Raw genomic sequence first — 21,616 nt, 5'->3', positions numbered from 1 at the left:
TCGGCTGAGCAGAGACTTCGAGGGACGACCTCAGACCACCGAAGCCTGGTGCTATCTCGCCAATATTCGCCTCATGCTTCGCCGTCTTGATCCCTGCTGACACCCTTTTCAAACACGCTCTGACGGCTGGTCAGGACCCGGCGCGCCGTCACGTAGACGTTGAACCCCGCGAGGTGAGGGGCCAGGAGCCCACCGACGAACTCCTCCTCCGTATGACCCTCCACCACGATGTTGACGCGGACGAAGGAAGATCTACTCATCGCTTCGTGGAGAGGACGGGAGCAGCGGATTGGGGAAGGGGCGTCCCCCGAGGACGTTCTTCTCCCACAGTTCGCCCAGGGAATAGTCTTCGAGCCACCCGGCGAGGTCCTCCGAGCGCAGTCGGCGCAACACGCTTTCCGGACCTTGACGGTCCACGACGATGACGTCCTCGGGAAGGATCTGGTTGACCAGCGGCACCGACTGCGTCGACACGATCAGCTGTGTCCGGGTGGAGACGGAGCGCATCAGCCCAGCGAGGAGTTCGATGGCGTACGGATGCAGGCCCAACTCAGGCTCGTCGATGAGAATGACGTCCGGAAGCTTGGGTTGCAGCAGCACGGTGACCAGGCAGATGAACCGCAGGGTGCCGTCGGAGAGCTGGCTGGCGAGGAAGGGTCGGCTGGAGCCGAAGCTCCGCCACTCCAGGCGGATCCTGTCCTCGTTGTGCGTGGTCGGCCGCAGCAGGAAGTCGTCAAAGAAGGGGGCGACGCGACGGACAGTGGAGCGGATGGCCTGGTAATTCGAGGGCGCCTTCAGCTCCAGCCGGCGCAGGAACGCGGCCAGGTTGGCGGCGTCGGTATGCAGTTCCAGATCGTCGTTGATGTCTCCAGCACGCTTGACGGCGGCGCTGTCACTGGTGTCGTGGAAGTGGTAGACGTGCCAGCTCCTGAGGCTGTTGTACACGTAGGACTCGACTGTATATCCACCAGGGTTGACCTGGCGCAGCAGGCTTTCACGTTGGCCGCTGCCCAGTTCTCTCTTGGTGTCCGCGAAGTCGCCCGAGAAGAACACGACCTCCCGTTCGAAGATCAGGCGGTCATCGGAGGTGGGCACCCAATTGCAGGTATATGCGTTCGGGCCGAAGGCCAGCATCAGCCGAATCCGTTCGGCTGGCTCCGGCCCCGCGTGAAGGAAGACGCTGGCCCCGCCGGCCTGGGCCACCGAGAGCTGGAAACGCCCCTCCACCATCTCGTGCAGCAGCCGGAAGAGGGCGATGAAGTTGCTCTTTCCCGCACCGTTGGCACCGATCAGCACATTCAAGTTGCCCAACTGGATGTCCACAGCATGAAGGGACTTGAAGCCCTGAACCTGCAGGCGATCAAGCTTCATGCTCCGTTCCCCCGGGGAAGGAATTCTCTTCCGGATGGAATGGGCGAGGGGCGCCACCGTCTCGCAACACCACGTCCTACGGGAAGCCGGGGCGTTTGGACCCTCAGACCATGATCTGGAGGATGAGGTCGTCTTGCTCGGCGAGCGCGGCGCTCGGCGTGTTGGAATCGGCGCCGCTCGGCAGGAGTCAGCCGACCCGCGAGGAGTTGTCCAACAGGCAAGAGCGGGTCCTCGGGGCGCATGTAGCGGTCCAGGGAGACAGGCGGGGCACGGAGCACTTCGGCCGTCATGGTACGTCCTTTTCGGAAGTGGTGAGCGCGGCGGGGGAGGTTTGGGCGGAATGCCGGAGCACTTCTCGACGGCCGTTTGGCGCACAGGGCGAATTCAAGGTGGATGTTAGGGTCTTTTCCTGGTAGCTCTGGGGATGACCTCCGGGGGAGACGGTACCGGATGGAATGGGCCTCGTCCTGGTGTGGACCCATGAAGGGCTCACTCTCCAGCGCCCCGGCGAAGGCGGGCGGTGGTCGGGCCGTCCCGGTGGGGGAACGAGGTCGAACTTCCCCCTCGCCCACCACCCACTCCTGTCACAGGCGCGCTTCCCGAGTCGAATGAGGCGAAAGAATCTAATCGAGCAGGGGAAAGAGCCTGGACAAGCAGACAACGTTCCAGACTCAAGGACGATGAAGCGTTTTCCCCTATACTCTGGAACAAGCACCATGACCGCCTCCGAACACCACGCTTCACTTGTTCAGCTCTTCCTGGACCGGGGGGGCTACGCCACGGCGGCGGAGGTCACGGAGGCGGGTATCCCCAGGGTCGAACTCACTCGCCTAGTGCGGTCGGGGTCGATCCTCCGGCTGGCCCGCGGCGTGTACCGGCTCACCTCCCCGGACGGCCTGGCTCCCGCCGACGCGGAGGCCACCGACCTGCTGGAAGTCCAGTTGCGGTACCCGTACGCCCGCCCCTGCCTCGTGAGTGCGCTTCACCTGCACGGCCTCACCACCACCCGGCCCAGCCGACTTCAACTCGCCGTGCCCGGGAACCGGCAGGAACTCCACCTCGAGGGCCTGCTGCTCGAGACCTTCTACTTCTCGGCCGGGGCCTACCAGGCCGGCGTCACCGAGATCGACGTGCGCGGCCGGCCGCTCACCACCTACACGGCCGAGAAGACCCTCGTGGACCTGCTCCGCTATGCCCCCAAGTTCGGCCGGGACCTCTACCTGGAAGGGCTCAAAAAGGCCTTGACCCTCCGGACGGTGGACCGCCGGCATCTCACCTCCCTCGCCAGGGAACTCAAGGTGTGGAAGGAACTCTCACGCGACCTGGAGGTGCTCAGCCATGACCAGGATCATTAACCCGGCCGGCCTCCTGGACCGCCTCAAACACCTGCAACGCACCCGGTTCCCCAACATCCCCCCGAACACCATGCTGCTGCTGTACGCCCAGCAGGGCCTCCTCGCCCGCCTCGACGCCTCACTCTACGCCGAGCAGTTCGTGCTCAAAGGGGCACTGAGCCTCTTCGCCCGGTACGGAAACGCGGCGCGGCCCACCCAGGACATCGACCTCGCCGCGAGCGGATTGCCGAACACGCCCGAGCAGGTCAGGGCGGTGCTGGAAGACCTGTGCGCCATCCCCTTCGGGGACGGGCTCACCTTCGACGCCGCAAGCCTCCAAGTCGCCCTGATCAACGAGGCGTTCGACTATCCGGGCGTCACCGCCAGGCTGCGGGCCACCCTCGGCTCCTCGCAGGTGACGTTGCAACTGGACCTGTCCTTCGGGAACGTGATCACGCCCGCGCCGGTCCGGATGACATTCCCCGCCCTGCTCCTCGACGAGGCCGTCGCCATCGCCGTGTACCCGCTGGAAACCGTGATCACCGAGAAGTTCGCGGCCCTCGTCGAGATCGGCGAGGCCACCACCCGCATGAAAGACCTCTACGATCTCCAGGTGATCCTCCGCACCGAGGCCTTCCAGGCCAGGATCGTCCGGGAGGCCCTCGAACGGAGTTTCGCGGCGAGAGGCACGCCAGTCGACCGCGTGCAGGACATCCTCAGCGATGACTTCGCGGTTGAATCCACCCTCTCCACTCGCTGGGGACAGTACCTGAGACGCAACGCCTTCACCGCCCCCACGTTCGCCGAGGTGATGGGGCTCCTGCAGGCCTTCTACGGTCCCCTGCTGTTAGAAGGTCGGTCGGACGGCGAGTGGGAGCAGGGGGGCTGGAGATGAGCGGGGAGAATGCAGGGAGGGACCGCTGATGTCGGTTGGTGCGGCCGTCGGCGGTGTGGCCACGCTGGTCGGCCTGATCGACGGCGGAATGGGCATCTGGGAGAGGTATCAGCAGCGCAGATCGGATCAGAACTACCAGAGGCTGAAACTGCATCTGGCGGAGGTCATGTTCCTGCGGGCCGCCGAGGCCCACGTCACGCTCCCATCGCGTCAGCAGGAGCTGTTCGAGGACTTGAGGGAGCGGTACCTCGCGCGGGGCAACACGTGGCGGGAGAGCTTCCTTGACCGGGCCACCGCGACCCAGCAGGACTACGAGGACGTCTTCGGGAGTCTGCGCATCTACGACGGGGGCATCCCCTCCGAGGGCCAGCGGGAAGTGCTCCGGGCGCTGGAGCGGCTCACGCTCGAACATGAGTCGCCCGGATTCCGCATTCTCAGCGAGCAGCTTGATCGGCTCGGCCCTGCCCCGGCCGCCCTTCCGGCGCCGGCGCCCCCCGCGTCCCATCCCACTCCCCAGATGCAGCGGACGCTCGAGGCCGGCTGGAAAGCGTTCGGCGAGGAATCCATCGTGCTCGAACAGGTGGGCATTCCCCTCGTCACGCCCTGGACGCGGGAACTCGACGAGCTGTTCCAGCGTGGCGGGCACGAGCAGTCCCAGCGCTTCACGGAATGGTTCGGACACGACAACCTCGACGGAGACCCGCTCGTGATGCGCGTCGTGAGGGTGGCGCTTCGCGGCCAGATCGGCAGCGCGGAAACCGAACTGATGAGCATGGACCCGGCGAGCTGGACACCGGAGAGGCAGATCACCCGGCTGCGCCTGCTGGGCGTCCTGGCCTCCGAGGCGGGAGACAGCCCCAGGGCCGAGCGGCATTACCAGCGGGCCAGAACTCTTCTGGACCGCCTCCCGGACTCCCCCACCGCGCGCTGGCTCCGCAGGCGCCTGCTGCTCGACCTCAACCGTGTTCGCGACGATGACGACCACGACGCCCTCTTCGAGCAGCATCAGGTCATGCTGGGGCTCCCGGCGTGGTATTCCAACCCGGTCACCGACGCCCTGATGCGGGAAGTCGCGGCCCTCGTGAGCCAGGAGGCCTACGCGCAGAAGCTTGACCGGCGCTCGTCATTCCGAAGCAGTTCGAACCTGTTCGACGCGTGGCAGAAGTACTGCTAGGCGCAGTTCATCGCCTACGCCTGCGGGGACGCCTACGATCTGGAGCACCTGCGTGCCGAGTGGGCGCAACTTCTGCTCACGCTTCCCGAACCCCCCCTCTCCGACATCCTGACGGCCCTCTGGCGGGCGCCTCGGGAAGACCTCCTCGAGAAGGTCCTGAAGGCCCAGCCTCTGGAGGCCTACCGCGAGAATTCTTTCTGGAAGGAATGGCTCCTCGCCCGCCCGAGGAACGAGGAGGGACCCGCTTCCGAGGCCCGGAACCTCATGACCCTCAAGGCCATTCGGGTGCTGACTCCCTATCTTGACCGCCACACGCTGGAAAGCCTGCGGGATGAGTTGTGGGCGGGCATCACCGAACACCATCGCCGCTCACGGGAGAAACCTTCCCAGAGGGAGTACGAGCTGACCCCCTTCGTCGAGGGGCGCAGGTACACCGTGTCCTACGCTGTCGACGCCCTGGTCGCGGTCGCCGAGTGGGAGGCCCTGACCGCCGAGCAGGTGCGTGGTCTGGTCGAGGTTCTCGCGGGCACGCCCTTCGACCGCATGGGGGGCTGGAAGGTGCTTGCACGGCATGGCTGGCGTCCTGAGGACCTCCCCGCCGCACAAAGGCTTCTTGACAATCTCGATCTTCCCGCCACACGCTGGGACCTGGACGACGTGGTTGATTTGCTGGGCGATCTTGCCCGGGTCTACGCAGAGGAACCTGCCTTCGGGAATTACCTGCTCGCCGCTCTTCAGAACGAGGAGTTGAGGCAACTCGACCCGCGAACGCGCTGGCTGGCCCTGCTTCAGACCTCCCGCGCACAGGCGACCACCTACGTGCGGGAAAAGGCGTTTTCCTACTTTGCGGGCATCGTCGACGATCTCAAATGCACGTCCGGGGAAGAGGCCATCACCCTGAACTGGACGCACCCTGTGCGCTTCCTTCCCCTGCTGCTGGAGAACTATCCCGAAGCGCTCGGCGAGGAGCAGCGGCGCGACCTCGTGGAGGGACTGTTCGACGCGCTCCCGAACGAGAACATCTATGTCACCCACAAGGTCGCCATGCTCACCGCCCTGCGCCTCTCCTGGAAGGACCTCAGCCCGGAGCTTCGCGAGTCCGCGACCGGGCGGCTGCGGCAGTTGCCTGAGGCCGCCGCCCTGGTTCGTGTGATCGACCGGGAGGGCCCCGGGTATGCCCCGACTCCCGCACCCGTGCAGTTGCAGCGTCTCCTGCTCCACGCGGAACTGGGACTGCTGCTGCTCCCCGGGGATGAGCTGACCCTGAGCTCGACCCTGGTGACAGGCCACGATCCCGACCTCACCAGCGCCCTCGAGGCCCTGGGCCTCCTGCTCCAGAAGGGCCACGTGGGGCTGGACCGCTACCTGCCCGGGCTTATCGCAGCCAGCCAGGGAGAGGGCCGTCCGGCAGGCCACGCGCTCTATCTGCTCATCCGCTTCATTCCAGAACACGGTCACCCGTGGCGAAGCGTGATCGAACAGCTCATGTCTGCGGCAGCGCAAGCTGTGGACGAGCACCTCGCGTTGGCCGTGATCAGCGGCCTGAACGCGTTGCCCGGGGATCATGACCTGCGCCGCAGTTCGGCCGGTCTCGTGCAGAGGCTGAAGGCTCACGCCCACCGGGTCATCCGTGAGGGCGCGGAAGCCTTGGACCTCTCCCCTGCTCCCGGATGACGGGATGGGTGGTCGGGTCGGCCCTTAAACGAATTAATAAAATTGAAGACTGAGGGATCGGGTGACCTGCCCGCCTTTTTCTTCCTCCCCCCGTAGTCTGCTTCTGCTGAGGCTCCCGCTTCCGTTGCTCACGCCCGTGCTTTGTGAGTGATGCTTGGTCTTAGGTGCACCGGTTTTCGTGGCAGGGGGAACTCGGTGGCCCGGCTCTCCCAGCGTCCTCCCGGTTTCGTGCCGGGGAGGGGAGAGGCGCTGTCCTTGTTTTTGGTGTGGAGTGTGTGGCAGGGGTAGCTCTGGGGGCGGCGGAGCCTCGCGCTGGTGCCCCTGCTTCTGGTGTTCTCCTGGGCACGGAGCAGGTCTGGGAGGCGCCTGTGGGGACCGGGCGCGTGGGGTTTGCCGCTTCTGCGTGCCCCGCTGGCGGTATGGGTGAGGAGGGGAGCGTGGCGGTGCCCGGGCGGGGGCGGATGCCGGAGGCGAGGCTTTTCGCTTGAAGAGGCAGGGGTTTCCGTGACGCTTTTGTTCTCTTTTTTTGTATTAATCGGCTACCCGGGGACAGAGGATCGGCTTGCGCGCGGCGAAGCCAGTCGAAAAGAGGGGGCGTTGCAATGTGCAGTGGTCCGGTTGCGGCCCGTCACCGGCGAGCCGTCGCCAGCGATCAAAGAACCGTGGGCCCTCCCCAGCCTGTTCGGGGCGCGGCGTGGGGGCACCGCCGAGAGCGAACCGGAACCCTGTTCGGACCGCCATCGTCACCGGATCGTCGCGCGGCCCGAGGCAGGGGGACGGTGGCGGGTCGGCCTGGAGCCGGCGCGACTTGCGGTTTCACGCTGCCCAGGGGAACAAGGGCGGGAGGAGACCCGGGTCTTCTCCCGCCCCCGGGCAAGGCGGGCGCCACGGGCTGAGCACTGTCCCGAAGTAGAGTGAGCTGGTGAGCACGCTCGAAACGATGCGAACGCTGGACCACCAGGGGTGCCTGCTGGAAGTCGTCAAGGAACAGCACGGCGGATCGCAGTTCTTTTTCTTGCGGATCGACGGCGTCCAGCTCATGCCCGAGGACTTCCCGCGGGACTTCGTGGACCACCGCGCCTCTGATCCGGTCGATGCCCAGCGGATCACGGACGCGCTGCTGGAACATGGACAGAGGGAGGTGGACGACATCGCGTCTTCGCGGAGCACCCGGCTTCCGGGGGACACCTGGCCCGTTTACAGTCAATTCTCGTCCCTCGATCATCCTCTCGGTGCGAGAGTGGAAGCCCAGCGTGCCCTGAACAACCGGGAGCGCTTCTCAACGGATTGGCTCAGCGGTGAGGAGGGGCAGGTCTGGGTACGCTCACGGCTGCGCGTGGAGGGCGGCCAGGTGTATCTCGATGTCAGTGCCAATCCGGACTACCTCGACCCTGCCGAGTTGTTCGAGCGCGTCACCGAGTTCGTTGATAGGGAAGAACTCGCGTTTGAAAACGACGAGTGGCCAACGTATGACCAGATGATCGAATCTGGCAGGGTTGGCGCCGACCGCGCAGCGGCGGTCAGGCAGGCGATTGAGGGGGCGCTCACGGCAGCGGCCACCGGGACACAACCATTGACTGCCGATTACGTCAACGAGTTGCAGTGGCTGATCCCCCGCCAGGAGCACAGACTGCTGCGGCTCCTGAGGTTCCAACTCCAACCCGTTGAGGACGCGTTGGCCGCCTTCATGGACGAAGCACTTGGCCTTCCGGACGGCACCGTCGCGCCGCTCATCAACCTGTTCTCCCTCCAGAGCTAGTCGGGCAGGCAGGCTCCGTCCAACAGACGGCCCCCTGATTATCCTCGGCTCAAGGTGAACGGCCTGCAGGTTCAGGCGTTCAGGGTCGCGCGGGACGGCCTAGACGTCCAGGACGAAAGACGACGTGACCTCAACCCGCATCACCAAAGGCGCGGCAGACCCCGTGCCCGGTGGTCCTTCGTCCTTGCCGGGCGCGTGGTTGACCGGCTCGTCATGATGTGGCACCCTCATAACGGTTCATTCGCCACCCGCCTCCCGCACCTGACTTCAGGCCGGCAAAGCGCGAATCCAATTCGAAGCGAGATCGTCGTTCTTGTCCCTTCAGAACAGCACAGGGCGGACGAGCGGGAGCTCCTGCCTGGGTGCTATCTGATTGGAGACCAGAATGAAGCGTTTTTCGGACGACCCTGTCAAGAAGCTGGCGAACCGCCTCCGCACCTCTCTTGGAGAGAAGCACAGCCTGGACATCACCCACTGCCAGGCGCTCAACCTGGCCTCCGCCAGCCTGGGATACCGCGACTGGCATGACCTGCGAACCCGGCGGCTTGCCGACACGCCCAGCGGGCAAGCTGTTCCTGTTCATTCAGCGCTGACCGACCGACTTGATCCCCTCTTGCTGCCGCTGTTGGCAGAGCTGCGGCATCCACGCTCACCGCGGAGCCCCGCACTCCCGGAGGCCTCCTTGCCTCTGCTGGTGTGGCCGCCTGACGGCACGCTTCAACTCATCTCACCCGCCGAGTGGCGGATACGGCAGCGTGGTGGAGCGACGCTTAGCCCCTGGCCGCTCTTGCCCCCTGCCGCTCACCCGTATGCGCGAGCGCCGTTGTTGGAGGCCACCAGTTTCTACTGGGAGCGGGGGGAGGCCCTGATGGCGGACGGGTTGCCCATCACGCTCGACGACGCGAACCTGCGCGACGACGGCGACGGGACGCAACTGCTGGAATGGTACGCGAGTCTGAGGGAGGCGACGAGGGGGACAAGTCACTCGGTCCACTTCTTTCACGGTGAGGACGGCTCTCCGAAAGCGGTGCGCCTGCAACGTGGGGTTCAGCGTGTTCCCCGGAAGCTGAAGGTGCCAGATACCCCGTTGACGGTGGTGTACGGCAAGCCGGTGGCGGACCGCGCCACACTGGTGCTCGCCCTGGCGCACGCTCTGCGGCGTCAACGGCGGGTGGTGATCGTCGACGACCCCCTCCTGGTTGGTGATGCGGGGCAAGCCCTTAGCGGAGCATGCGAACTGCTCCAGGTGAGGCCGGGCGCATTCCTCTGGGATGAGGTGCGGAGGCGTCTGAGACCCGACGGCGTTCTGGTCCTCCACGCAAGCGATCCTGGGGATGAAGCCTTTGATGCCATTCGTTTGGCCCTGACGATGAAGGTTCGTGTCATCGCTTCGACGTTCGCCTTATCCTGGCGTGATGCCGAATCGAGGCTTGCGGCAGCGGGAGTGTCCGTCGAGCCCACGACGTATCTTTACGTTAACTGGCGTCACGCCAAGGAACGGGTGGGGCGAGACCGCGACGCCTGGTTTGCAGACCCGGCGGGGGCCAGGCACCAGTAACGCCCCTATGCACCTTGGTCCGCGCGGCGCTGGGGGTTTATAAAGGGAGGCCGCCACGGGCAACTCTTCCGCTGCCCGTGGCGATCATCAGCGTGGCCGAATCAAAATTCCTCGACCTCGCTTTGAACGTCGTTTTCCTCCAGGGCCACGTAGCGGCGGGTGGTGTCGCTGGAGGCGTGCCCCAGGAAAAGGCTGACCCGGGTGAAGTCCTTGGTGGCACGGTAGAGCCGCGTCCCGGAGTGCTTCCTCGCCGCGTGGAAGCCCCGCCAGGCGTCCCCGTGCCCCGCCGCCCGGAAGGCCGTGGACATCCGGTACTTCGCCTGGTGATAGGTCCAGTCGAACAGCGAGCCGCCCGACCGAACGGGGGAGAGGCCCGCCAGGGCCGCCCGGACGCGTTTCCCGAGCGGTACCCGCCGGACCTTCCCGCCCTTCCCGTGCACGGTCAGCCGGGTCCCCTGGATGTCGCCCATCCTCACACCCAGCGCCTCACTCACCCGCAACCCGGCGTGCGCACACAGCAGCAGCAGGGCCGCCAGCCGGGGCTCGCAGTGCGCCAGCACCGCGTCGATCTCTCCCATGTACGGCGGGTTCCTGACGATCCCCGGCGTGGGGTCGGGGGGCACGTGGGCGTCCTCGAAGGGCTGCGCGTCGGTCGCTCCCGCCCAGCGCAGCGCGCGGTAGAGCGCCCTCGCCCCGGCCACGTACTGGGACACGGTCGAGGCGGAGAGCGTGCCCGTCCGCCCACGCCCGTTCGAGGGCCGGGTCTGGAGCTGCGCGACGTACCGCCCCCCATCCCGCCGCCCCGGGCGCAGGAGCTGCACCCCGTGGTCCCGCGCCCACGGCACGAAGTCCCGCACGGCGAGGCTGTAGGCCGCCAGCGTTTTTGGGCTGGTGCGCGCCCCCTTGCGGCTCCCGGCGGTCATGTACGCTCGCGTCACCCCCACCAGCGTCTCCACGTCGTAGGTGCTCGCGGCCTCGACCGCCCGCACCCGCAGCGCCTGGTCGGTGAGGTCGGTCAGCGCGAGGGGGTCACGGGAACGAACCAGGGTCACCCGGGGACCTCCACCATGCGCAAGGCGAGCACGAGATGGTCCTCTTCGCTCACTGCCTCGACGATCACGCCCCGGCAGACGTACAGCTCACCCTCGGTGAAAAAGAGGTCCCCGGGCTCCGGCACCTCGAACAGCCCGGGGTAGGCCACGGCTTCCAGCTCGGCGCCCCCCACGCGGGGGCAGCACGCGTACCGATCCGCCCGTTCCCGCGCCGCGCGCTCGGCGGCCTGCACCCGGAGGCTCACCTGACGCGGGGCGGGCAGGCCCACCGGCTGACCCGCCAGCGCCTGCACCTCTAGCCGGGCGATCTGGGTCCGCTCGCGTTCCGGCAGGTCCCGGGTGTCGGCAAGGGGCTGGAAGAGGTCGCGGGCGGTGGGCATCTGCCCGTAGCCTACACGATTTCTCTCATTTTTGACACTAAAGCGTTTTAGCGTCGTCAGCGGCAGGGGGCAGGGGAGGGTCCCCACCCTGAACCCCATCCTCTCAGCCCTGCTGCCCGCAGGTACCGCCCCGGGCTCCCCCCATGTTTTGTTCCGAAGTCGAGCACCGCGACTGGCTCACCCCGCTGGTCGAAGCCGGGCACCGCGAGGCGCTTATCTTCTCCACCATGCCCGTCCCCGGACGCGGCCTGCGCCCCCGGCGTTCCCCGCAACCGCCAGGGCGAGCACCCCGAGGGGGCGGACAGGTCTGGCACCGATCGGCCGTCGCGTCGCTCGCAGCCGCGGCCTCGGGCCTGATCGGGGACCTGCCCGGCAGCGCCTGAGCGTTCCCACCCCTGCCCTCGCGGCGGCAGCACCCCCGCGTCAGCCTGCTCACCTCTTTCGTCAGTCGACCCACCTGTACCCCTCGAAACAGGTTCGAGGGCCCTTCCTGGCCCTCCTGTCAGGATGCATGAAAAATACCGTCTGGCACGACAAAAATTTTAGCCATATTCTTCTGATGAGGAATTTATTTCTCTTGATTCTGTTTATAGCATAAATTGGAGGCTCTTCCCCAGGGAGGGGCGTCATGTGCAACCGCGTCGAGGATCAATTTACCCCACCTGCCCAGCAGGACCTGGGGCGCCTGTTCAGCGACATCTTGCTCTAGCTTGAGCCCTGGGAGCAGATCAACCTGACGGACCCACCACTGGCCGTCCGGCCTCAGGAGGGCACCTACACCGTTGCCTAGCTGCGCCAGCGGCTGGTGCCCGCCGAAAGACCCCCCAACTCCTGCCCCCGCATGTAGGGACATCGGTGGTCACCACCAGATCGTCGTGGACCGCAAGGTCACAGCGACCGGCGGATCAACACTGTTCTCACCTTGACAAACCCGGCTGCTGCGGGGTTGCGTTGACGGGCCTCAGCCTGCCAAGGCGATTGGTTTCTCTGGGGAGACCAGCACTTCGACATCCTTGCCCTGCGGGCCAGGCTCCCCATCCCGTATCTCCAGCCTATGTCGCTGCCCGGACGGGTGCGCGCGTTCATCACGTCTTGCCGTCTGAGTGCCAGAACTGGTCTGGGCGCGCGTTTCCGTGCGGCGCCGCCGCTGCCCGCGGCGAGGAACCGCGCCAGGACTGGACAGAAACGTAGCCGGGCGTTACCCTCTTGGCAGAGGGGGCGCCGGTTGAACGGCGCTCTCACTCATTTGTCGCAAGGTGTCCAACGTAACGGCTCGTGCGAAGGAGCGTAACTTCTGGCCGAGGTCGCCCTCGCCCCCAGCCCTGCGCAAAGCCAGCTCTGTTGTCACCACACTCCAGATGCCCGGTGTACTCGGCATATCTGACCCGTATTGATACAGCCTCGGGGATATGTATCTGCGGTACCACTGCCCGATGATCTCATCTGCCGCTGTCTGTCGTACAGGACCTGCTCTCCCTCTCTGAAGTTGTGGATACAAATAACGACCTAAGACATAAGAGACAACGTCCGCCGCTTGCAGGAGGGGTTCTGTGTGGCTGTCCGAGAACTGTGGAGGGGTGACCGCTGTAAAATAACCGCGCTCCCTCATAATCTCGTAACAATCAAGGATGGAAAGTCCTTTACAATCTTCGTAATGGTCGCATATTAAACTGCCCTCGACTTTGTTGGAGCGCAGCATCTGCTCGATAGAGTCTAAAACATATGGAAACATGGTAGCATACGGTGAAGAACGTAATCTTAAAAGTTCCCTCTTTATGCTGTGGGGTAGGGACGTGCCAATGAAATCTTCTATCTCCGCGACACTTTCCTCAATTTTCTTCGTCTTTATGTCGACTTGTCCCTTTACATGTATTGTATCTATCGGTGTTACATAAATGTCCGCTTCAAAATGTCTTACGATTTTGAGGGCTTCCTCCAGCCACGCATACTGTCGGAGATAGTATTTATCTCCACTTGGCCTCCGCAATCGGTAGTAGTGGTCGCTTTGAAACATTGAGACGGCATGTATCTCTGGCAGACCGTCCTTCGGCCAGTGTTTGTGACCGGTAACGCCGGGGTCATCCTTAATGAGTTGTTCCTTTATAGAAAGACGTAGCTTGTTCCATTTGCGCACAAAGCCTGCATACTGCTTCGATTTGAGAATAACGGTGCCGAAGAGAAAGAGGTCGCCTCGCTCGAACTCATCGAGCGCAAAGATATATTGACGTGGAGTCATGCGGTCAATGTAGCCTGTGCGAGCGGCACAGACGCCTGCAAGTCTACGGGTGCAGATCAGTCAGTTGGGAATCGTCTGTCCGGACCTCAGAGGAACCTGGTCCAGCTTGGCTGCCGTTTAGATGAGCAGACGACAGGCGTATACAAGCCCGGTCAGTGCCTGTTGAAATCCATGTTCTCGTCCGCGCACAAACTGATGGACGCTCGCGCCCAGACACGACCTCCTCAGAATGAAGAGGAGCCGATCCTCTTCACCGGGCGACGGAGTCTCCCTCCCCAGCCAGTGCCCCCTTCAAGGGGTTGGCGACTTTGAAGGCAACTTTGCGTCCAGCGGGGATCTGAATCCTCTCGCTGGTGCCGGGGCGCACGCCGGTGCGGGCGGCGGTCGCTCGCACACTCAGGGTGCCCAGGCCCGGCAAGCCGACACTCTTCCCGCTCCGAATCGCCTCCACGATGACTTCCATCACCGCGTTCACAGCCTGGTCGGCCTGCTTCCTCGTCAGGCCCGCCTGGTCGGCCACCTGCTCCACCAGCTGCGTCTTGGCGACCTTGCCGCCGCCCCGCCCGCCGGTCGCCTCGGGGGCAGGCGCGGATTGCTCGGCCTCAGCCGCATCCTGTTTGGGAGCCCTGGTCGCGGCGGGCTTCCTGGCCGGGGCCTTCGTCGACTTTTTCGTCATGCTGCGCATCGTGCCTGCCCGGCGGCCAAAAGGCAAGCGGACGCCAGGCCCTCCCCCATGCCAGAGCGCCCGCGCGCCCAGAGGGGAGGGGTCGCCGCTTCCCTCACACGGCCGCCCACGGGCGCAGAGGCGCCCGGACAGCTTCAGGGTGGACCGCAGGGCTTTACCGAAGTTGAACACACGTTTTCTAGCATGGTCCCGATGAAGCTCCTGCGCATCAACGAAAAGGCGCTGATCGGGCGTGGGCCTGGTCGCCGCCGGGGTGGACCTCGCTCTGTTCCCCGTGACGTTCGAGGGCGTGCTGCCCTGGGGGCTGGCCGCCGCGTACGCGGCGGCTCTCCTGCTGCTGCGTCCGGGCCGGTCCTCCCGGAACCTCGGGTCCCAGCCCGGACCGGCCCCTCGACCCGCATGGGTCCCGGTCGCTGCCGTCGTCCCGGGCAGGCCGGTGAGGCGCTGACGTGACGACGAAGGCACGCCCACCCCGACGGGCCGCAGCGCTGCTTACGGCGGCCCTCCTGAGCACGGCACCCATCAGCGCCGGGCTGTGGTGGTCCACGCGCGGGGACGCCACGGGTGCGGCAGAACGTCTGGGCGGGGACTTCCACGTCCTGCGGGCCCTCCCGGACGGGCGCCTGCTGTACGGCCAGCACGCGGGCGTCTCGGCGAGCCTGGACGGGGGCCGGACCTGGGGTCCCCCCGGTGGGGGCGGGGACGCGATGGCCCTCGCCGCGTCGCCGCGGGCGCCGGGCGTTCTCGTCATGGCCGGGCATGACGTCCTGAAGGTCAGCCGTGACGGCGGGCAGACCTGGCAGGACCAGGGCTTCGGGAACCTGCCGGGTACCGACATCCACGGGTTCGCCGTGGCGCCCGACACGCCGAACGTCTGGTACGCGAACCTGGCCGGTCGAGGCCTGTACCGGACTGAGAACGGCGCGGACTGGAGCCCCGTGTCCCCGGCCACGGCGGGCGCGATGACTCTCGCCGCGGGTCCAGGTTCGCCTCCGCGCCTCTACGCCCTCACGCTGGAGGCCGGGCTGATGGTCTCGGACGACGGCGCGACCTGGCAACGCGCCGGTGCGGCGCCGCAGGCGGCCGGTTCGGGCCTGGACGTTCATCCGGTCAGCGGTCACGTGTACGTGGCTGGTCCCGCCGGGGTGGCACGTTCGGAGGATCAGGGGGCCAGCTGGACGAACCTGAACCTGCCGGAAGGTGCGCTGCTGGTCACGGCGGACCCGCAGGACGAGACGAGGCTGTACGCCGCGGGTGAGAGCGGCACCGTGCACCGCTCGGCGGACGGGGGACGGTCTTGGAACCGCTGAGGGTCCCCCGCTGGACGGGCCCGCTGGCGCTGGGCCTGGCGTTCCTGGGGCTCGTCCTCGGGTGGCCCGCCCTGGCCCCGACCTTGCGGGAGGCCGCCGGGGACCTCTACCGGCTGAGCGGCACGCTCAACGCCGTCCTGGCCGAGCCCATCGGCCGCCTGCGGGCCCAGACGGGCGCCTCGCTCCTCACGCCGTTCCTGCTGGGCCTGCTCGCCGCCACTGCTCCCTGCCAGCTCTCGACCGGCGCGGCGACCCTAGCATACGTCGCGCGGGACGGGCACGCCGGGGGGCATGGCCGCGCAGCCTGGCCTTCGTGCTCGCGCGCGTGCTGGTGTACCTGTTGCTTGGGAGCGTGGCCGTCTACGCCCTGGGCGGGGCAATGCAGGCCCCGGGCCCGTTTTTCATGGGGGTCCGGCGGGTGCTGGGCCCGCTGATGCTGCTCGTCGGCCTGGTGCTCATCGGCGTGATTCGCCCGCGCCTCGCGGTGGGTGGCCGTCTCGCCGGTCAGGTGGAGGCCCGCGCCCGGCTGCGGCGGGGAACGCTGGGTGCCTTCGTGCTGGGCCTGGCGTTCAGCCTCGCGTTCTGCCCGACGCTCTTCCTGCTCTTCTTCGGCATGACCGTCCCGCTCGCGGTGACCGCGCCGCTCGGCGCGCTCTACCCGGTCGCGTTCGCGCTGGGCATGACCCTTCCCCTGCTCGTGCTCGTCGCGTTCCTGCCGGGTGCGGGGGGTGGACGGGCGTACGTGGGCGGGCTGCGCCGCGCCTCGCGGCTGGGCACGCCCTTGGCGGGGGCAGTGTTCATCGCCGTGGGACTGTACGACACCCTGGTGTACTGGTTGCTGTGAACCGCGACCTGCTCGGGAGGAGACCTTGAACGCAGGGCGCCACACCTCCCGCTTCGCGTGGTTGAGAACCGTACAAGACTCAGGAGTTTCGATGCGTTGGGCAAGAAAGAACGACTGAGACGCGGCTTTCCAGCCCAGTGAGGAGGACCCGCTCCCTTACACTGAAGGTGCGTGAACCGCACCGACCGTCTGCTCGCCATCGTCCTCGAACTGCAAGGACGTGATCGGGCGCGCGCCGAGGACCTCGCCCGGCAACTCGACGTGTCCAGGCGGACCATCTACCGCGACGTGCTCGCCCTGAACGAGGCCGGGGTGCCCATCGTCAGCCTCCCCGGACAGGGCTACACCCTGATGCCCGGCTACTTCCTGCCGCCGCTGCGCTTCAGCGTGGAGGAGGCCGTCATGCTTCTCTTGGGCAGCGACGTGGTGGCCCAGGCCTTCGACGCGGGCCTGGCGGGCGCGGCCGGAAGTGCCGCCCGCAAGATCGGCGCGGTGCTCGGCGAGGACGTGCGGCGGGAAGTCCAGTTCCTGCGCGACAACCTCCGGCTGGTGCAGCGGGACCCCGGCGGGGAAGCAACGCTGCCCCTGTTACGGGTGCTGCGGCAGGCCACCCTCGAGCGGCGGGCGGTCGAGTTCCGGTACCACAAGCCCCAGGCCGGGGAGGAGACGCGGCAGGTCGATCCGCACGGGCTCTTCCGCCTGAACACGGTCTGGCTCCTCGCCGCCTTCGATCACGCCCGGGCCGAGTTCCGCACCTTCCGCCTCGACCGCATCGAGGGCCTCCGGGTGCTGCCCGGGCAGTTCGAGCGGCAGCCGCACTTCAGGTTGGAACGCGACGAGACGCGTGAGGGGCGCGAGCTGGTCGTGCGTGCCCTCTTCGACCCGGAGGTGACCCGCCTGGTGGGGCAGAACCTCTCGTACTACGTGACCCGGACGCAGGACACCCCGGACGGGCTGCTGGTGACCCTGCGCGCACGTGCTGCCGAGGAGGTGCTGCCCTGGCTGCTGTCCTGGGGTGGCCGGGTGCGCGTCCTGGAACCGACCTTCGTGCGGGCCCGGCTGCGTGAGGCGGCCCAGGAGATTCTGGCCCGGTCCCCCTGACGGCGGCTGACAGGACGGTGTCACTCCTCCCCTTCAAGCTGGAGGTGGAGGTGGACGGGATGCAGACTCGTTTGGATTTCGCTTCGGTGCAGGTGCGGGACCTGGGGGCTTCGCGGGAGTTTTACAGCCAGGTGATCGGATTTGAGACGGCCGAGCATTCCCCGCCGGGCGCCGTGGTGTTCAAAGGCGGGCAGGGCGCCATCTTCGCCATTCGTGTGCCGCTGCCCGGGACGGACACCAGCCAGGACTTGGGGTTGGGCGTGGGGCTCTGGTTCGCCGTGGGGGATGCCGACGCGCTGCACGCCCGCATCGTCTCGGGCGGTGGGCAGGTCGTCTCGCCCCCGCAGCCCGGCCCCTTCGGACGAATGTTCGTGGTGCGCGACCCGGACGGCTACGGGCTCACCTTCCACCAGAGATGAGGGAGAACGACGTGACCACGCTCACTACCCACCTTCTGCGGCCCGTGCCCCCCTTCGACTTCGCGCAAACGCTGGGATTTCTGGGAGGCTTTCCGCCCACTCACGGCGAGCAGCAGCTTGGAGCACGGTCGCTGACCAAGGCGGTGCGAATCTACGGGCAGACCGTGGGGTTCGACCTGCACCCGGTCGGCACGGTGGAGGCGCCCGAGTTGACGTGCGAACTCTTCGCCGATGGGCCCCTCAGGCCGGGAGTTGAGGAAGCCGCCCTGGAGCGGGTGCGCTTTTTCCTGAGCCTGGACGAGGACCTGAACCCGTTCTACGCCCTGGCGCAGCGGGATGCGCCGTTCCAGAAGGTTCTGCGCCACTTGTACGGCTACCATCAGGTGAAGTTCCTGACCCCATTCGAGAACGCCTGCTGGGCGGTGCTGACCCAGCGCACCCCGGGTGAGGTGGCCCGGGCCATGAAGCGGCGCCTGGTCGAAACCTACGGCGGGTCGGTGCAGACCCCGAGCGGCCCGCTGTGGGCGTTCCCCGAGCCCGCCGACCTCGCGGACATCACCGCTGCGCAACTGGCCGCGCTGCTGGGCAATCCGCGCAAGGGCGAGTACCTGAACGCAGTCGTGCGGGCGTCCTTGCAGGTCGAGGAGAACTGGCTGCGTCAGGGGCCGTATGACGAGGTGAAGGCCTGGCTGCGCGGCATCCGTGGCCTTGGCGAGTGGTCCACGACGTTCGTGCTGCTGCGGGGCTTAGGGCGGATGGAGGGCGCCGTGCTGGACAGCCAAGGCAGCCTGTTCACGCGGGAGATGATGCGGTCGGCCGCCAGAGTGTATGGCCCCCTGGGCTTCGAGGCCCTGAGGGCCCATGCGCACTACTATGGGGACTGGCAGGGGTACTGGGCACACTACCTGCGCGCGGCAGGATGAACTTGCGGCTGATCTGTGAGCAGGTGAGGGGGGTGCCCGCAGAGGGCACTTCCAGAAGGTTGCGCGAGGAAAGTGTGTCCTGCATGGGTTCTTCCCTTAACGACCAACACTTCTTGATCCTGCCCTCTCCCCTGGTCAGGCCTGACGGCCTTCTCCGGATGCGCGGCTGTCCCTGATCCGCCGGGACCCCTTCCAGGTGGTGTGGCGGGGAACCGCCGACGTGGTGGTGGTCCTGGGGGCGAGGACCGCCTTCGCGTTCGTCGCCGAGTCGTTCGCGCGTGGGCTGGGCTGGTGGGCGTACGGACCACGCATGCCGCGCGTGCGGGGGCCAGTCTCACGCCCCTCGTGCAACGCGCCGTGCTGTCGCTGCTGACCTTCGAGCTTACCCGCGCCCGGGCACGGCACCGGGCGTGAGCCCGCCCTCCCCGGGGACGGCCCGCAACGCGACGAGAATGCCCGCGAGGCGCCGCTCGACCACCTGCACCGTGAAGCCGGAGGCGAGGAGCCACTCGGCGGTAGGCCGGTTCGGGTGGCACCCGACCAGGTGGTCGAACACCGGGTCGATCAGGTCGGCCGCCGCGCCGAGCCAGCGGTTGGGGGGCCGGACATGTTCGAGCGCGAGGAGCTGACCGCCCGGACGCAGCACCCGCCGCACCTCCGTAAACAGCCGTGCCGGATCGGGAATACCGCACAGCCCCAGCGAACTGACCACGGTGTCGAACCGCCCGTCCTCGAACGGTAGGGTCTGGAAGTCACGCCGCACGAGCTGCACGGGGAACGGCAGGGTCATGGCCTTGAGGCATGCCACCCGCAGCATCTCGTCACTCAGATCGAGGGCGGTGAGGCTGGTGAGGCCGGGCGGATAGTGCGCGAACGTCGCGCCGGTGCCCACGCCCAGTTCCAGCACGTCCCCCGCCGCCCGCGACAACAAGTGGGCACGCAACTCGTCCAGCCGGTGGCTGCGTGTCCATGCGTCGTACCGGGCGGCGGCGCGGTCGTAGAGGCGCCGCACGCGCCGGGCGTCAGCCATGTCGGTCCTCCGGAACCCCGTATGGGGAACGGGGGTTCGGTGTTCCCCAGGAGGCCGGCACGACCTCGGCCGTCCTTTCCGTCGTGGGAGCCCCTCGGGCCTCCCCGGTGCCCCACCAGGTCCGGCGGTTGATCGCCTTCCATAAGGATGACGACCGTCCCTGTGCAGGCAGGATCAAGACCGCACTCCCTACAGCGCGCCCATCTCCCATCTGGTCCGGCCTGTCCTCGGGAGTCGCCCATCACCCATCGTTGAGGGGTTCCGCCGGGGGAGGGTCCTCCGGTTCTCCCGCTGCCCCGGGAGTCGCGTCGCCGAGCAGGGCGCCCGGTCCGGGTCCGCCCCCGATCCCTCCACCGTCGTAGTCCTGGTCCACGACGACGTCCTGGTGTTCCGTACGGTTGGGGTGGTCCTGTTCCGGCTTCGTCATGGGTGCCGTCCTGTCCGCGCGCCCTGGTGCTGCGGTTGGTGATGAGTGGATGGCGGCGCTGGTCCACCGTCCTGCCTTCCCAGTTTGCGACGTTCATGAAGAGCGGGATAGCCAGTCAACCTTAACGGGGATGAGCACCGCGTGATCAGGTTGCCTCGGCATAGCCAGTGAGGCGACCGGTCGGGTGGGTCCACGGGAGTCCGCCCTGCGTGCCCGTAAGCAGCGTCCCTTTGGCTTCGATCCGCCGTGGACAGCGGGCACCTGGCCGGACTTCACTGCCACAACCGCGCCGACGAGGAACTTCACCAATGAGACTCCTCTCACGCTTTCCGTAGGAGAAGTGTAAGACCCGCACCTTAGAGTGAAGGGCCGATGAAAATTCGCACGCTGCTGATCCTGTTCAGTCTCGGGGGTGCCGGTGCCCAAACGACCTACACCGTCCAAGCGGGTGACACCTTGAGCAGCGTCGCACGGAGGTACCAGACCACCCCGGCGGCCTTGCTGACCCTGAATGCCCTCCCCAGCACGACGATCCAGGTGGGGCAGACGTTACACCTCCCCCCTCCCCCCCAGCACACGGTTCAGGCGGGCGAGACGCTGTACAGCATCGCGCGGCAGTCCGGCACCACCCCCGAGGCGCTCATCGCGCTCAATGGCCTGGCGAGCAGCACCCTGCGGGTAGGCCAGACCCTGCAACTGACGGATGGCCCACTGCCCTCGGACGGTTCCCCCTCTGTCCCGGCCCCACCGCCCGTGGTCACGACGGCGACCCCGCCCGGGCCGTCCCTCCCGTCCCTCACCGTGCCGGTCGCGGGACGGCTCGAACGCGGCCTCTTCACCCCCGGGCGGCTCCCGGCGTTCACCGACGTGCTGCTGCGCACGGCCAGCCTGGGCGGACCCCGCCCGGCAAGCGCGTACCTGCCAGAAGTCGGGTTCGGGTACCAGACCCTTAACAACTGCGGGCCTGCGGCGGTTGCTGCCGCACTGAATGCTTACGGGATAGAGGCGGACCAGCGGACCTGGCAGGCGCGGCTGCGTCCCACCGGCAGCAACATGTACACCGAGGATGCGGGGGCGCTGCTGACCGAACTCGGCTTCGAGGCCCCGGCCCTGCGCGGCGGCACCATCGAGAACGTGAAGCGTCACGTGGCCGACGGGCACCCGGTCATGGTCCTGCAATACCACAGCGTTCTCGGCAAGACCCCGCACTTCCGCGTGGTGCGAGGCTACGACGACGCCCAGGGCATCCTGATCATGAGCGACTCCCTGAGCGGACCCAACGTCGCCCTGACCGAGCACGACTTCGACCTGCTGTGGAACACCCAGGGCCGTCAGTACCTTCCGGTGGAGCCACCGCAAGGCTGACCGGGGCATCCAAACGCCCACGCAGGTGTCCTTGACCTGTTCAGGTCGCAGAGGGCCGTGGGACGAGGATGAACAGACT

The 21,616-nt window shown here is 66.9% G+C and carries 20 protein-coding genes; 12 read left to right on the top strand and 8 right to left on the bottom strand.

Features of this window, described 5'->3' with window-relative positions; translation table 11 throughout:
* Window positions 1-71: 71 nt before the first annotated feature.
* Both IC605_RS22000 and IC605_RS21995 read right to left on the bottom strand, forming a co-directional pair.
* Window positions 72-260 (bottom strand): DUF4276 family protein, encoded by a 189-nt coding sequence (locus IC605_RS22000; RefSeq protein ID WP_216329004.1) that lies wholly within the window; start codon window positions 258-260, stop codon window positions 72-74.
* Complete coding sequence (locus IC605_RS21995) at window positions 253-1,371, bottom strand: AAA family ATPase (RefSeq protein ID WP_216329002.1); 1,119 nt, start codon at window positions 1,369-1,371, stop codon at window positions 253-255. The genes IC605_RS22000 and IC605_RS21995 overlap by 8 nt, the downstream gene beginning before the upstream one ends.
* A 716-nt stretch (window positions 1,372-2,087) precedes the next feature.
* Here IC605_RS21995 and IC605_RS21990 point away from each other — a divergent pair.
* From IC605_RS21990 to IC605_RS21965, 6 genes are all read left to right on the top strand, one after another.
* Window positions 2,088-2,726 (top strand): type IV toxin-antitoxin system AbiEi family antitoxin domain-containing protein, encoded by a 639-nt coding sequence (locus IC605_RS21990; RefSeq protein WP_216329000.1) that lies wholly within the window; start codon window positions 2,088-2,090, stop codon window positions 2,724-2,726.
* Window positions 2,710-3,600: a nucleotidyl transferase AbiEii/AbiGii toxin family protein gene (locus tag IC605_RS21985; RefSeq protein ID WP_216328998.1), complete on the top strand. Its 891-nt coding sequence runs from the start codon at window positions 2,710-2,712 to the stop codon at window positions 3,598-3,600. Before IC605_RS21990 ends, IC605_RS21985 begins: the two co-directional genes overlap by 17 nt.
* 28 nt (window positions 3,601-3,628) lie before the next feature.
* Complete coding sequence (locus tag IC605_RS21980) at window positions 3,629-4,774, top strand: hypothetical protein (RefSeq protein WP_216328996.1); 1,146 nt, start codon at window positions 3,629-3,631, stop codon at window positions 4,772-4,774.
* Between the two features lie 264 nt (window positions 4,775-5,038).
* Complete coding sequence (locus tag IC605_RS21975; RefSeq protein WP_216328994.1) at window positions 5,039-6,448, top strand: hypothetical protein; 1,410 nt, start codon at window positions 5,039-5,041, stop codon at window positions 6,446-6,448.
* Between the two features lie 922 nt (window positions 6,449-7,370).
* Window positions 7,371-8,207, top strand: coding sequence for a hypothetical protein (locus tag IC605_RS21970; protein WP_216328992.1), 837 nt, complete (start codon window positions 7,371-7,373; stop codon window positions 8,205-8,207).
* Window positions 8,208-8,592: 385 nt separating this feature from the next.
* Window positions 8,593-9,765, top strand: coding sequence for a glyoxalase superfamily protein (locus tag IC605_RS21965; protein ID WP_216328990.1), 1,173 nt, complete (start codon window positions 8,593-8,595; stop codon window positions 9,763-9,765).
* 101 nt (window positions 9,766-9,866) lie between these two features.
* Here IC605_RS21965 and IC605_RS21960 read toward each other — a convergent pair whose 3' ends face one another.
* From IC605_RS21960 to IC605_RS21945, 4 genes are all read right to left on the bottom strand, one after another.
* A complete protein-coding gene (locus IC605_RS21960; protein WP_216328988.1) occupies window positions 9,867-10,817 on the bottom strand; it encodes a tyrosine-type recombinase/integrase in 951 nt (316 codons plus the stop codon).
* Window positions 10,814-11,197 carry a hypothetical protein gene (locus tag IC605_RS21955; protein WP_216328986.1) on the bottom strand — a complete coding sequence of 128 codons (384 nt, stop codon included), beginning with the start codon at window positions 11,195-11,197 and terminating at the stop codon, window positions 10,814-10,816. The genes IC605_RS21960 and IC605_RS21955 overlap by 4 nt, the downstream gene beginning before the upstream one ends.
* Window positions 11,198-12,395: 1,198 nt before the next feature.
* A complete protein-coding gene (locus IC605_RS21950; RefSeq protein ID WP_216328984.1) occupies window positions 12,396-13,433 on the bottom strand; it encodes a DUF3800 domain-containing protein in 1,038 nt (345 codons plus the stop codon).
* 250 nt (window positions 13,434-13,683) lie between these two features.
* On the bottom strand, window positions 13,684-14,118 hold the full coding sequence (locus IC605_RS21945) for an HU family DNA-binding protein (RefSeq protein WP_484840032.1): 435 nt from the start codon (window positions 14,116-14,118) through the stop codon (window positions 13,684-13,686).
* Between the two features lie 449 nt (window positions 14,119-14,567).
* On the opposite strand from IC605_RS21945, the gene IC605_RS21940 reads away from it, so the two are divergent.
* The 5 genes from IC605_RS21940 to IC605_RS25295 all read left to right on the top strand — a co-directional run bounded on the left by IC605_RS21940 (window position 14,568) and on the right by IC605_RS25295 (window position 18,715).
* Entirely contained in the window at window positions 14,568-15,428 is an 861-nt protein-coding gene (locus IC605_RS21940) for a WD40/YVTN/BNR-like repeat-containing protein (RefSeq protein ID WP_216328981.1), read from the top strand.
* 313 nt (window positions 15,429-15,741) lie between these two features.
* Window positions 15,742-16,272, top strand: coding sequence for an urease accessory protein UreH domain-containing protein (locus IC605_RS21935; protein WP_343216691.1), 531 nt, complete (start codon window positions 15,742-15,744; stop codon window positions 16,270-16,272).
* Between the two features lie 171 nt (window positions 16,273-16,443).
* The gene (locus IC605_RS21930) at window positions 16,444-17,373 is read left to right on the top strand and encodes a helix-turn-helix transcriptional regulator (RefSeq protein ID WP_216328978.1); all 930 of its coding nucleotides are present in this window, start codon (window positions 16,444-16,446) and stop codon (window positions 17,371-17,373) included.
* Window positions 17,374-17,390: 17 nt separating this feature from the next.
* A complete protein-coding gene (locus tag IC605_RS21925; protein ID WP_343216690.1) occupies window positions 17,391-17,792 on the top strand; it encodes a VOC family protein in 402 nt (133 codons plus the stop codon).
* A gap of 11 nt (window positions 17,793-17,803) precedes the next feature.
* Entirely contained in the window at window positions 17,804-18,715 is a 912-nt protein-coding gene (locus IC605_RS25295) for a DNA-3-methyladenine glycosylase family protein (RefSeq protein WP_216328977.1), read from the top strand.
* Between the two features lie 382 nt (window positions 18,716-19,097).
* Here the strand turns inward: IC605_RS25295 and IC605_RS21915 are convergent, their stop codons facing one another.
* Together IC605_RS21915 and IC605_RS21910 are read right to left on the bottom strand one after the other, a co-directional pair.
* Window positions 19,098-19,745, bottom strand: coding sequence for a class I SAM-dependent methyltransferase (locus tag IC605_RS21915; protein WP_216328975.1), 648 nt, complete (start codon window positions 19,743-19,745; stop codon window positions 19,098-19,100).
* Between the two features lie 241 nt (window positions 19,746-19,986).
* Window positions 19,987-20,172 (bottom strand): hypothetical protein, encoded by a 186-nt coding sequence (locus tag IC605_RS21910; RefSeq protein ID WP_216328973.1) that lies wholly within the window; start codon window positions 20,170-20,172, stop codon window positions 19,987-19,989.
* 372 nt (window positions 20,173-20,544) lie between these two features.
* Between IC605_RS21910 and IC605_RS21905 the strand changes: the two genes are divergently transcribed.
* Window positions 20,545-21,537 carry a LysM peptidoglycan-binding domain-containing protein gene (locus IC605_RS21905; RefSeq protein ID WP_216328971.1) on the top strand — a complete coding sequence of 331 codons (993 nt, stop codon included), beginning with the start codon at window positions 20,545-20,547 and terminating at the stop codon, window positions 21,535-21,537.
* Window positions 21,538-21,616 lie beyond the last annotated feature (79 nt).

It is taken from the genome of Deinococcus aestuarii, assembly GCF_018863415.1.
Lineage (GTDB): Bacteria > Deinococcota > Deinococci > Deinococcales > Deinococcaceae > Deinococcus > Deinococcus aestuarii.
The sequence above is the reverse complement of the archived record's forward strand: the minus strand, read 5'-3'. Positions and strand labels throughout refer to the sequence as shown.